At 57.9% G+C, this 11,792-nt stretch carries 9 protein-coding genes; all 9 read left to right on the top strand.

The genetic code is table 11. The features are described from left to right. Nucleotides 1–222: 222 nt before the first annotated feature. The 9 genes from J4E00_RS22950 (at nucleotide 223) to J4E00_RS22910 (ending at nucleotide 11,772) form a co-directional block, all read left to right on the top strand. Complete coding sequence (locus J4E00_RS22950) at nucleotides 223–3,237, top strand: M16 family metallopeptidase (RefSeq protein ID WP_208177618.1); 3,015 nt, start codon at nucleotides 223–225, stop codon at nucleotides 3,235–3,237. A gap of 196 nt (nucleotides 3,238–3,433) precedes the next feature. After that, the gene (locus J4E00_RS22945; protein ID WP_208177617.1) at nucleotides 3,434–4,978 is read left to right on the top strand and encodes a hypothetical protein; all 1,545 of its coding nucleotides are present in this window, start codon (nucleotides 3,434–3,436) and stop codon (nucleotides 4,976–4,978) included. 200 nt (nucleotides 4,979–5,178) lie between these two features. Beyond that, nucleotides 5,179–5,646, top strand: a complete 468-nt coding sequence (locus J4E00_RS22940) for a hypothetical protein (protein ID WP_208177616.1) — start codon at nucleotides 5,179–5,181, stop codon at nucleotides 5,644–5,646. 40 nt (nucleotides 5,647–5,686) lie between these two features. Continuing rightward, entirely contained in the window at nucleotides 5,687–5,980 is a 294-nt protein-coding gene (locus J4E00_RS22935) for a cell division protein ZapA (protein WP_208177615.1), read from the top strand. Between the two features lie 132 nt (nucleotides 5,981–6,112). Continuing rightward, nucleotides 6,113–7,801 carry a ribonuclease Y gene (gene rny, locus J4E00_RS22930; protein ID WP_208177614.1) on the top strand — a complete coding sequence of 563 codons (1,689 nt, stop codon included), beginning with the start codon at nucleotides 6,113–6,115 and terminating at the stop codon, nucleotides 7,799–7,801. 117 nt (nucleotides 7,802–7,918) lie between these two features. Further along, nucleotides 7,919–8,707 carry a hypothetical protein gene (locus tag J4E00_RS22925; RefSeq protein ID WP_208177613.1) on the top strand — a complete coding sequence of 263 codons (789 nt, stop codon included), beginning with the start codon at nucleotides 7,919–7,921 and terminating at the stop codon, nucleotides 8,705–8,707. Between the two features lie 80 nt (nucleotides 8,708–8,787). Beyond that, nucleotides 8,788–9,762 (top strand): N-acetylmuramoyl-L-alanine amidase, encoded by a 975-nt coding sequence (locus J4E00_RS22920; RefSeq protein ID WP_208177612.1) that lies wholly within the window; start codon nucleotides 8,788–8,790, stop codon nucleotides 9,760–9,762. Nucleotides 9,763–9,835: 73 nt separating this feature from the next. Next, complete coding sequence (locus tag J4E00_RS22915) at nucleotides 9,836–11,077, top strand: pyridoxal phosphate-dependent aminotransferase (RefSeq protein ID WP_208177611.1); 1,242 nt, start codon at nucleotides 9,836–9,838, stop codon at nucleotides 11,075–11,077. A gap of 23 nt (nucleotides 11,078–11,100) precedes the next feature. Further along, entirely contained in the window at nucleotides 11,101–11,772 is a 672-nt protein-coding gene (locus J4E00_RS22910; protein ID WP_208177610.1) for a cytochrome b/b6 domain-containing protein, read from the top strand. Nucleotides 11,773–11,792: the final 20 nt, after the last annotated feature.

Genomic DNA, 11,792 nt, shown 5'->3' with positions numbered 1-11,792 from the left:
GTTCTGCGACTTCTGCGAAACCCCTTGCGGCTTCTGCAGACTATTTTTTTCGGTTGGCATGAAGCCATGTGTAACGCCAGCGCAACCCTGACGATGCATCCTTTGCCCTTGCTGCGCAAGCCCGGCTTTCGACGCTAATCCGGTTCCGATTGCGCGCGTCAGCAGTAAGTTGCAGCTCAATTACCTGTCTGGTTTCCTACTCCTTCACCTTTTTCTTCAAGAATGAACCTCCGTTTCCTCTCCACGCTGGGCCTTGCTTTGGTGACTTCGGTCAGCTTTGCTCAGCAAAAGCCCGCGGCGAAAGCGCCAGCCGCCAAAACAGCCTTAGCTACTACGCCCGGCGGTACCAAGCTGCTAGAAAAAGTGACCAAGCAGCCCGGCCAACTGGTCATTCCTTACGAAAAGTACGTGCTCCCTAACGGCCTCACACTCATCGTGAGCGAAGACCATTCCGACCCGCTGGTGCACGTCGACGTGACCTACCACGTCGGTTCGGCGCGGGAGCAGATTGGGAAGTCGGGCTTCGCCCACTTCTTCGAGCACATGATGTTCCAGGGCTCCGACCACGTGGGCGACCAGCAGCACTTCAAGCTGGTGACGGCCGCCGGCGGCAACCTCAACGGCAGCACCAACCAGGACCGCACCAACTACTTCGAAACCCTGCCCAGCAACCAGCTCGAAACCGGCCTGTGGCTGGAGGCCGACCGCATGGGCTTCCTGCTCGATGCCGTGAGCCAGAAGAAATTCGAAATCCAGCGTTCGACGGTGAAAAACGAGCGCGGCCAGAACTACGACAACCGCCCGTACGGCCTGGCTAGCGAATACATTTCGAAGACGCTGTACCCCTACGGCCACCCCTACTCCTGGCTCACCATCGGCTACCTCGAAGACCTGGACCGCGCCGATTTGCAGGACCTCAAGAACTTCTTCCTGCGCTGGTACGGCCCCAATAATGCCACGCTCACCGTGGGCGGCGACGTGAAAACGGCCGACGTGGTGAAGCTGGTGGAGAAGTACTTCGGTCCCATCAAGCGCGGCCCATCGGTGGAAAAGACCAAGCTGCCCGCGCCCGTCCTGACCGCCGACCGCTACGTGAGCTACCAGGACAACGTGCGTTTCCCCATGCTGCAAGTGGTATTCCCGACGGTGCCTCACGGCCACCCCGACGAGATGCCACTCGATGCGCTGGCCCAGATTATGGGCGGCGGCAAGAACTCGCTGCTTTACAAAAACCTGGTGAAGAACCAGAAAGCCGTGCAGGCGCAGTCTTACCAGCTGAACTCGGAGCTGGGCGGCTTCTTCGATTTGATAGCCCTGCCCTTCCCCGGCAAGACGCTGGACAGCACGGAGGTGATTGTGCGTAACACGCTGAAGGAGTTTGAAAAGCGCGGCGTGACTGATGCCGACGTACAGGAGTTCAAAGCCCAGACCGAAGCCCAGACTGTGAGCGGCTTGGCTAGTGTGCAGGGCAAGGTGAGCCAGCTGGCCGCCAACCAAACCTTCTTCGGCAACCCGAACTACATCACCGTCGAAACCAAGCGCCTGCAAAGCCTGACTAAGGCCGACATTCTGCGCGTGTACAACCAGTACATCAAGGGCAAGCACGCCGTAATTCTGAGCGTACTGCCCAAATCCGGCAGCGTGGCCGCCGCCAAATCCGACAACTATACTGCTGATAAATCGGCCTATAAAGCGCCCAACTACGGGTACGAGGGTCTCAAGTATAACAAGGCGACCGATACCTTCGACCGCAACAAGCAGCCCGCTTCCGGGGCCAACCCGGTGGTGAAAGTGCCGGCCTTGTACCAGGAAACGCTGCCCAACGGCCTGAAAATAGTTGGCACGAAGAACACCGAGATTCCGGCAGTAACCATGCGCCTGAGCATCCGCGGCGGCCACCGCCTGGAGCAGAGCATGCCTGGTAAAGCCGGCATCGCCGAACTGACGGCCAGTATGCTGAACGAAGGCTCGGAAAAATATACCGGCGAGCAGCTGTCAGCTGCACTCGACAAGTTGGGCTCAGACATCTCGGTGTATGCCGGTGACAACGAGACCACTGTGTACGTGCAGAGCCTCACCAAAAACCTGCCCGCCACCATGGCCTTGCTGGAGCAGCGCCTGCTGCACCCGCGCTTCGATGCGGAAGACTTCGACCGCCTGAAAAAGCAGCAATTGGAGAAGATTGCCAACTTCGCCAACCAACCTGCCGTCATCGCCGACCTGACGTATAATCGTCTGATTTACGGCCAAAACAGCATCGCCGGTACCGCCGTGGCGGGCACCACCGCCTCAGTGAGCAGCCTCACGCTCGACGACGTAAAGAGCTTCTACAACACCTACTACGCGCCCAACGTGAGCTACCTCGTAGTGGTGGGCGATGTGGACCAGGCGGGCCTCGACTCCAAGCTGGGCTTCCTGAAGGGATGGACTAAGAAAGACGTGACCATCCCAACCGATGTAGCCGGTGTGCAGCCCGACAAAACCACCATCTACTTCGTGAACAAGCCGGGCGCGGCGCAGTCGGAAATCCGGGTGGGCTACCTGCCTAACCTCCCCTACGATGCCACAGGCCCGTACTACCGCGCCTACCTGGCCAACTATCTGCTCGGCGGCGCCTTCAACTCGCGCATCAACCTGAACCTGCGCGAGAACAAGGGCTACACCTACGGTGCCCGCTCGGGCTTCAGCGGCACGCGCTACGCGGGTCCGTTCACGGCCCAGGCCGGCGTACGGGCTGATGCTACGGCCCCCTCGGTGAAGGAGTTCATGAGCGAAATCACGAATTACCCCAACGGCATTTCGGATGAGGAGCTGGCTTTCGTGCAGTCGTCCGTGGGCCAGAGCGACGCCCTCAAGTACGAAACCGGCCAGCAGAAAGCCGGCTTCCTGGCCCGCCTGGTGGAGTATAACCTCGACCCGAGCTACGTGCAGCAGCAAACCGACATCCTGAAAAACCTGAAGAAGGAAGACGTGCAGGCCTCAGCCAAGCAGTACCTGCCCGCCGACAAGATGTACATCGTGGTAGTTGGTGACAACAAGCAGCTGCCCGCCCTGCAAGCCCTCGGCTACCCCGTGGTAGAACTGGATATGGATGGCAAGCCCGCCGCCGAAACCATGATGCAGAAAATGCCTGCTCCCGCGCCTGCCTCAATGGCCATGCCCGCCGAAGGCAAGGAGAAAGCAAAAACCGAAGACGGTGGCAAGGTGAAAACCAAAACCAAGAAGGGCAAAAGCTAAGCGGCCGGTTATATAAGCGAAACTTTAGTAGCAACGTCGTGCTGAACCCTGTTCGGCACGACGTTTTTTATTATCCAATCTACTGCCTCGGCAACTATAAACTGAAAGCTGTAAAAATCAGGTATTTATACCCTTACCCGGCAATTCCTTAACCCGGAGCTTTGGCTGCACGACTCCTTAACATTTTCAGCAGCTTATGAAAAAGCAATACCTTCTACCAGCCATGCTATCCCTTGGCCTCGGGCTAAGCGGATGTTCCACCAATAATTCGAAATCGGAAACCGCCACGACAGCAACCGGCCAGCCAGTTGATTCCGCTTCCGGCCAGCTGGGCAGTCAGGCTGGTCCCGGCGTGCAGCCCGTGCCACTGCCCGACCCGGGCATTCCAGGCTTCGTTTTTCCGCAGGACAGCAGCACCATCAACGGCTGGGTAGCGGCCGGCAACAACACCGCCATCAGCCAACACGGCTGGGGTATCTGGACGGCCATCACCAGCCTCACGTCGCAATCATACGGCGGCGCCCGGCTGCGGGTATTCGAAACCTGGCACACCAAAGCCGAGGTCAATGCCCTTACGCTGGAAAGTGCCGCCCACCCCACCCAGTTCAAGGGCCAGCTGGTTCGCCCGCTAGGCACCATCAAGCGGGCCCTGGACCGGCCGCGCCAGTTCAACCGGGACCCCAAGCTCCGCGGCCGTTTTGATGCGCTGGCAGCTGCGCACCGCGTCAGCGACGGGGCCGATACCACGGTGCTCGAAATGGTGAGCTACAGCCCCGACGCCGCCGATACCATTGTGCGGAAGAAGCTCTTTCTGCCCGCCACCCTTCAGAACATGCTCAATCAGGGAACGCCGGGCATTTCGGGCTTCTCCAATCGGGCCACCGCCATCAAGCCCATGTATGAGATAGTGCCTGCCTCGAAGGCCGGCGCACTATACAAGATGAAGACCTGGACCGGCAGCCCGCCCACTCCGCCCAAGGGCGGCTTCTACCAGTCGCTGTGGTCTTCCTGCATTTACGTCGACCCGCTCAACCGCGTCAAACCGAACAAAGCGCAGGGCAATGCCCCTTTCAGCTGCACCGGTCCTACGGCCAACAACACCTACAACCTGACTGATTTTATCTACTACCAGCTTACCGCCGACGAAGCCAAGGCCCTCAACCAGGCCCAGCACGATACCACCCAGCACATTGCCCGAACCGGTGATTATGCCATCCTCGTTGGCATGCACATTGCCACCGAGGAAATCAACAACTGGACCTGGCAAACCATGTGGTGGACCCCCAACCCCGACCTTGTGCCCGACCCCAGTTCAGCAGCCGTGGTAGCGGCCCGGCCTAAGCAGCTCACGGGAGCGCCCCGCCACTATGCCATGTCCATATCCTATCAGATGGTGAACCCGGCCCAGCCACCGGTGCCCAAAGATGGCATCTACGAGGGCGCTTCGGTTTATACCTTCAATCCCTATCTCGAAGCGCCTTTTAGCAGCCAGACCTTTACCCTGCCGGCCCAGCTGCGCACCAAAGGCGTGGTGGTCAACAACAACTTTGGCATCCGGACCAACTGCATGAGCTGCCACATGCAGGCGTCCTTCGGCCCCAGCGCCACCGACCCGGGCTACATCAGCGATACGTACGTGGCCCGCACCATGCCGCGCTTTAACAAGCGCCTGCGTACTGCCTTCCTGTGGTCGATACCCGACGTGGCCCGTGACAACACCAACGCTAACGCCAAAAAGTAACGCATCTGACAGGCAGTAAGCCCACCCAAATGGCTGGGACCACGCCTGAAGAGATGAGGAAGTAGCCCGACGCGGCAGTAAAAATCAATGCCAAGACCCAAAAGGGCAAAAGCTCATCCGTTGAACGGTCGTCTGAAGGGACACCAGAACGCCACAGCAAGCTTACCGCCGCATTTCTACTGCCCAGCTAATCCTAACTAATGGATTATGACGGCGGTAGGGATGCAGCGGCACGTTTGGGGTGGCGTTTTGGTTTTGCTCAAGTTCCGAGGCTAAATTCAAACCGCGCTGAGGCACAAGCTGCGAGCAAGCCCGGGATAAAGCGTAGCTTTCGGCGCGCCGCTTTATCTTCACCCAAAATTTATTCGCCCGTGGCCTCATCTCAACAGCTTGCACAACTCGACCGCCTGGAGCGGCAGATTACCACCTTAGTGGCTGCCTATCAGCAGTTGCGTGAGGAGCTGGCCGATGCCAACACGACCGTGCAGCAACTCCGGGCCGATGTACGCGAGAAGGACCGGCTGCTGAAAGAGCGCCAAAACCAAGAAAATATTGTTAAACTTGTACACACCATAGCTGGGGAACCCACCCACGCCAACGAACTTAAACTGCGCCTCAACGAATACATCCGCGAACTGGACAAGTGTCTTGCCTATTTGAGAGACTAAACCGAACGACCCCTCACCCCACCGCCGTAACTATCGCCGTATGAGCGAACTAGCCATCAAAATTCGTATTGCTGACCGGGACTATCCCATGCGCGTTGACGTGCAGGATGAGGAACGGTTGCGCTTGGCCGGGCGGCTGCTGAGCGACAAGCTACGCGAATTCAGAGAAGGCTACGGCATTCAGGACAAGCAGGACTTGCTGGCCATGGTTGCGTTAGCCACCATGGCCGACCAATTGAAAGTGAGCAAGGAAAAGGATGGCACCGATGCGGCGCTAACCGAACGGCTGGCTCGTTTCGACGAGCTACTATCCGGCGTGGTGCTGGCGGGGTAATACCCCCGTCCGGCACGCACACAACTCGTTGGCCCGGCTGGGCGGCGCGGCAATCGGCCGCTGCTGTTCGGCCCGGGCATCTTCGTTCTACCTAGTTATGGTTTTTTACCCACCCCCAAAAACCATAATTACATGTCACCCATCATATTATACTGTATACTGACCGCGGTGGTCGCCTTAGTGGCGGGCATTGTGGTGGGTAGACAGTTGGCCGGCAAAGCCCGGCTTGACCATGAGGGCGAGGCCCAGGCCCGCGCCCAACAAATCCTTCGCGACGCGGAGGAGAAAGGCAACCGTCTTCGTGATGAAAAAATCAAACAGGCCGACGAGCGGCTTGAGCAGTCGAAGAATAAGTTCAAGACCCTCCGCAACGAGTTTGACCAGGAAAGCCGCCGCCTCAAAAACGAGTTAGAGGGCGAGCTGACCCAGCGCCGTCAGGGCGTGGTGGAGCAAGAGCAGAGCATCAAAATGCTCACCGAAACCACGCAGCGCCAGCTCGAACAACTGCAGAAGAAGGAGGCCGACCTTGACCGCCAGCGCGAGAAAAACCAGACCGATACCCAGCAACTGCGCGACAAGCTGGAAAGCCAAGCCGAAAAGCGCCGCCTCGACCATGAAGAGGCTATGGCTGAACTAGAGGAAAAACAGCGCGAGGCCGAAGAGCAGCTGCACTCTGTGCAGCGCCAACTCGAAACCATCGCCAACCTGACCGCCGCCGAAGCCCGCGAACAGCTGGTAGAAAGCCTGAAAAACGAAGCCCAGATTCAGGCCAGCTCCTACGTGAAAGACACCGTGGCCCAAGCCAAGCTGACGGCTACCAAGGACGCCAAAAAGATTGTACTGGAAACCATTCAGCGCACCGCTTCGGAGCACGCCATTGAGAACTGCGTGTCGATTTTCAACATTGAAAGCGACGACGTGAAGGGCAAAATCATCGGCCGCGAGGGCCGCAACATCCGGGCGCTGGAAGCCGCCACCGGCGTTGAAATCATCGTGGACGACACGCCCGAGGCCATCATCATCTCAGGCTTTGACCCAGTACGCCGCGAGATTGCTCGCCTCTCGCTGCACTTGCTCGTGAAGGACGGCCGGATTCATCCGGCCCGCGTGGAGGAAATTGTGGCCAAAACCCGCAAGAACATCGAGGAGGAAATCGTCGAAATTGGCGAGAAAACCATCATCGATTTGGGTATTCATGGCCTGCACCCCGAGTTAATTAAGATGGTGGGTCGGATGCGTTTCCGCTCCTCCTATGGCCAAAACCTGCTCCAGCACTCGCGCGAAGTAGCTAACCTTTGTGCTACCATGGCGGCCGAAATGGGCCTCGACGTGAAGAAAGCCAAGCGCGCCGGCCTGCTCCACGACATCGGCAAGGTGAGCACCGAAGAGCCAGAACTGCCCCACGCCATCCTGGGCATGGAGATGGCCAAAAAGTGGAAAGAGCACCCCGATGTAGTGAATGCCATCGGCGCCCACCACGACGAGATTGAGATGACGGCTATGATTTCGCCACTAGTGCAGGCCTGCGACGCCATTTCGGGCTCGCGCCCTGGGGCCCGCCGCGAGATGATGGAAAGCTATATCAAGCGCCTGAAGCAGCTGGAAGAAACCGCCAATGGCTTCAAAGGTGTAAACCAGTGCTTTGCCATTCAGGCCGGGCGCGAGCTGCGCGTGATGGTGGATGCCGAGAACGTGACCGACGAGCGCGCTGCTGAGCTAAGCTTTGAGATTTCGCAGAAAATCGAGAAGGAGATGCAGTATCCCGGCCAGATTAAAATCACCGTAATCCGGGAGATGCGCGCCGTGGCTTACGCTAAGTAGCGCACGGTAGCACACACTTCCGCTTGTGCAGGCAAGCAACCAAAAACAGCCCTCGTGACTCTTGTTGCGGGGGCTGTTTCGTTCCTACCTTCCATCTCCTTTCCACCTATCCTGACGATGAAAAAACTACTACTGTTATTAAGCGCGGGTACCAGCCTGCTGCTTGGCAGCTGTGCCGTGTACATGCCCATTCAATGCGCTGCCCCGCAGATTAAAGACAAGAACGAAGTTGAGCTTACCGGCAGCACTTATGTGAACGGCCGGTACGAGGCAGCGGCAGCTTATTCGCCGGTGCGGCACTTGCTGGTGCGAGCCGCTTACAGCAGCTTGCCGCGTGGCTCCAACGACAGCACCTATTACCGTGGCCATCAGTACGAAGTAGCGGCAGGCACCTACTGGCCGATAGGCTCGCAATGGCTACTAGGTGGCTTGGCCGGCTTCGGACAGGCCCACAGCGAAGCGCGCTACCTCAACGACGGCCAAATCATCTTCCTCGGACAGCGTACGCAGCACATCTTTGACGCAGACTACAACAAGCTGTTTGGGGAGGTGTACGGCAGCTTGCAAGCCAGCAACACCGTTTCATTTGGGGCCGCCTACAGGGTTACGCAGGTAAAATTCACCTCGCTGAGCGATGTCGGAGTACCGCTGGACCTTCGCAGCATGACGCGTAGTGAACCCATGTTTTTCTTTCGTGTGCGGCCAGGTAGCGGGGAGGCTGACACCCGTCCCGTGCAGTTGCAGTTTACTTTGGGCACCTCTACTACTTTTGGCTATCAAAACACCGCTGGCTCCAGCAATACTGACTACCAAGTCCAAAAGCCGCGGGGTTACATCACTCTAGGCATCAGCTTTTTTCCTCACTGCCTGCTGCGTCAATACCGCGAAAACAGCAATATTGAGTAAGCAGCATGGTGCCGCTGGGCCGGCCATGCGGCTACTGCGTTTTAAGTAACGGCTTATTTTATTTCTTCCGATATACTCGTATGATTCGCCCCTTGTGCCTGGGTTCTTTTGTAATAACCCTTGCCAGTATTTCGGTTTCCTGCGTCACCCAGAAAAACCCCTACGCCACCACTAATAAGTCTTACAAAGCGCAGGTGAAATCCTACGCTAAATCGTTGCGTGCTACCCCGGTGCCCAATCCAGGCGGCGACAGCCTGATGGCTGGAAAATACTGGGTGGGCACTACCAACTTTAACCTGCGCAAGCCGAATTACGTCGTTATTCATCACACGGCACAGGATTCTACAGCGCAGACACTCAAAACATTCACGCTGCCTAGCACGCAGGTGAGCGCACATTATGTGATTGGGCGCGATGGCCGTGTGTACCACATGCTAAACGATTACCTGCGGGCCTGGCACGGTGGCGTGGCCCGCTGGGGCAATACCACGGACATCAACTCCTCGTCCATTGGCATTGAGCTGGATAACAACGGGAAAGAGCCTTTCTCCGAGCCCCAGATAGCCAGCTTAATACAGGTACTGACTAGCTTGAAGAAGGCCTACGGCATTCCAACGGCCAATTTTATTGGCCATGCTGACATTGCGCCCACTCGCAAAAATGACCCCAGCGCTCTTTTTCCCTGGAAGCGGCTGGCCGGGTCGGGTTTTGGCTTGTGGTACGATGCTGGCCCCTTGCCCAGCCCCTTCGGTCCCGACAGCGCCGTGGCGCTGGCCGGCCGCCTACTGGCACCGCCCCCGCTGCAAAGCGAGGAAACGCCGCCTACTGATGTGCAGACCGATACCACACTGATAGACCGCCAGTTGGCCCGCCTCAATGGTCCGATAACGTTGTTTAACCAGCGTGATGCATTACGGATTATTGGCTACGATACCAAAGATTTACCCGCAGCAATCCGGGCCTTTAAGCTGCATTTCATTCAGCAGGACGTGAATGCGCCGCTTTCGGAGGCCGACAACCGGATTCTGTATAATCTGTATAAGAAGTGCTTATAACCGGCTAGGGGCGGCTATATTTAGCCTATTGAGGAGGGCGTTACGGCGCTGGCCGGGGGTTTAATGTTATTTTATGCTAGAAGTATCCAAGCGCGGGCAGGCCATGCCCGTGTCACCGTTTCGCAAGCTGCTGCCGTATGCCGAAGCCGCCCGCCAACAGGGCAAGATTGTTTATCCGCTGAATATTGGCCAGCCTGATGTGCTGACGCCCCCCGAAATGCTGGCCGCCGTGCGCAACGCCGACATTGAGGTGTTGGGCTACGCCCCCGGCGCGGGCACCGACAGCTACCGCCAAAAGCTGGAAAGCTATTACCAACGCTCCGGCATCCCGGCACGTTTCGAAGATATCATGGTGACCACGGCGGGCAGCGAAGCCATCTTGTTCGCCATGCTCACCTGCCTCAACCCCGGCGATGAAATCATTGTGGCCGAGCCATTTTACGGCACGTACACAGCCTTTGCCATTGCCGCAGGCGTGAGCATTGTGGCCGTCACGGCGCACATCGAGGATGGCTTTGCCCTGCCGCCACTGGCCGATTTTGAGGCAGTAATTAGCCCCCGCACCCGCGCCATTCTCATTTGCAATCCCAGCAATCCAACGGGCTACGTGTACCGGAAGGATGAATTGGAAGCGCTGCTCAGTCTGTGCATCAAACACGATTTGTACCTGCTTTCCGATGAGGCTTACCGCGAATACTGCTACGACGGTGCCCACGCCACCAGTGCCCTGAGCCTGGCCGGCGGCGAAAAGCACGTGGTGATGCTCGACACTATTTCGAAGCGCTACAGCGCCTGCGGAGCCCGCGTGGGCGCCCTCGTCACGCGCAACCCGGACGTGTGGCTGGCGGCCTTTCACTTCGGGCAGATGCGAATTTGCCCGCCGGTGCTGGAAATGCTGGCCGCCGAAGCCGCCGCCGACCTGCCCCCCTCCTATTTCGACGGCACCCGTGCCGAGTACCAGGCGCGGCGCGACCTTACGGTGAGCAGCCTGCGGACCATGTCGGGCGTGGTGTGCCCAGTGCCGGGCGGCGCCTTCTACGTGGTAGCCCGCCTGCCCGTGGACGATGCGCAGAAGTTTGGCCAGTGGCTGCTGGAAGAGTTTACGCTTGATAACCAGACACTGATGCTTTCGCCCGCCAACGGATTCTACCAGACGCCGGGCTTGGGCCAGCAGGAAGTACGCCTGGCTTACGTCATCAACCGCACCGATTTGGCAGCAGCGCTCAACTGCCTGGCGCACGCGCTGCTGGTATATCCTGGCCGCGTTGAACCATGGCGCATTGCCGACGTAAAAGCGGCAGCCTTAGCGCTCTAACGCCCACTCAACTGCCCGCCCTGATGAACGAAACCATTGCACCTGCCGTCGAAGTGCCCATCAAAGACTACCGGGCGCCGTTGCGCTTCTGGCACTGGGGCAATGCCGCACTGATAACTTTGCAGTTGATAACCATTTTGTTTCAGAAGGTAATTGTCAACTCCAAGTCGGCGGTACCGGAGTTTCAGCAGGCGCTGAGTAAGGACAGTGTGGCCATCACCGCACAGCAGGGCCGGGCTTTCGCGCACATCATCAGCGAGCGAATCTGGGACTGGCACAAGTATTTTGGCTGGGCGATAGTAGCCTTTTTTGTGCTACGGGTTTTCCTGCAATTGATAGGTCCTTCGGAGTTGCGCTTTTCGGCGCGTCTCATGGAAATCATGCGCCGCTACCGCTTGGCTCCTCCCGCCAATAAAAGCGAGACCGGTAAAATCTTGTTTGCTAAAACCACCTACGCGTTATTTTACCTCTTCCTCACCATAATGGTGGTGACTGGTCTTATACTGATTTACGAAGACGTTTCATTCCTGCGCCCCATTCACCATTTGGCCGAAGAAACGCACAATGTGACGATGTACCTCATCATTGGCTTTATCGTGCTACATGTGGTAGGCGTAGTTTGGGCTGAAATCAAGGAAGACAATGGCTTGATTTCCCGCATGATAGGCGGAAATAAGGTGCCGAAGCAGGCATAGCCACCTTCCATGGTGAGTGG

It is taken from the genome of Hymenobacter negativus, from assembly GCF_017571495.1.
GTDB lineage: Bacteria > Bacteroidota > Bacteroidia > Cytophagales > Hymenobacteraceae > Hymenobacter > Hymenobacter negativus.
Note: the sequence above shows the minus strand (reverse complement) of the source record. Positions and strands in the feature narration are given on the sequence as shown.

Excerpts from the sequence above, each read along its gene's own strand:
- J4E00_RS22950 (WP_208177618.1), top strand. The coding sequence starts at position 223 with ATGAACCTCCGTTTCCTCTCCACGCTGGGCCTTGCTTTGGTGACTTCG.
- J4E00_RS22945 (WP_208177617.1), top strand. The coding sequence starts at position 3,434 with ATGAAAAAGCAATACCTTCTACCAGCCATGCTATCCCTTGGCCTCGGG.
- J4E00_RS22940 (WP_208177616.1), top strand. The coding sequence starts at position 5,179 with ATGGATTATGACGGCGGTAGGGATGCAGCGGCACGTTTGGGGTGGCGT.
- J4E00_RS22935 (WP_208177615.1), top strand. The coding sequence starts at position 5,687 with ATGAGCGAACTAGCCATCAAAATTCGTATTGCTGACCGGGACTATCCC.
- rny (WP_208177614.1), top strand. The coding sequence starts at position 6,113 with ATGTCACCCATCATATTATACTGTATACTGACCGCGGTGGTCGCCTTA.
- J4E00_RS22925 (WP_208177613.1), top strand. The coding sequence starts at position 7,919 with ATGAAAAAACTACTACTGTTATTAAGCGCGGGTACCAGCCTGCTGCTT.
- J4E00_RS22920 (WP_208177612.1), top strand. The coding sequence starts at position 8,788 with ATGATTCGCCCCTTGTGCCTGGGTTCTTTTGTAATAACCCTTGCCAGT.
- J4E00_RS22915 (WP_208177611.1), top strand. The coding sequence starts at position 9,836 with ATGCTAGAAGTATCCAAGCGCGGGCAGGCCATGCCCGTGTCACCGTTT.
- J4E00_RS22910 (WP_208177610.1), top strand. The coding sequence starts at position 11,101 with ATGAACGAAACCATTGCACCTGCCGTCGAAGTGCCCATCAAAGACTAC.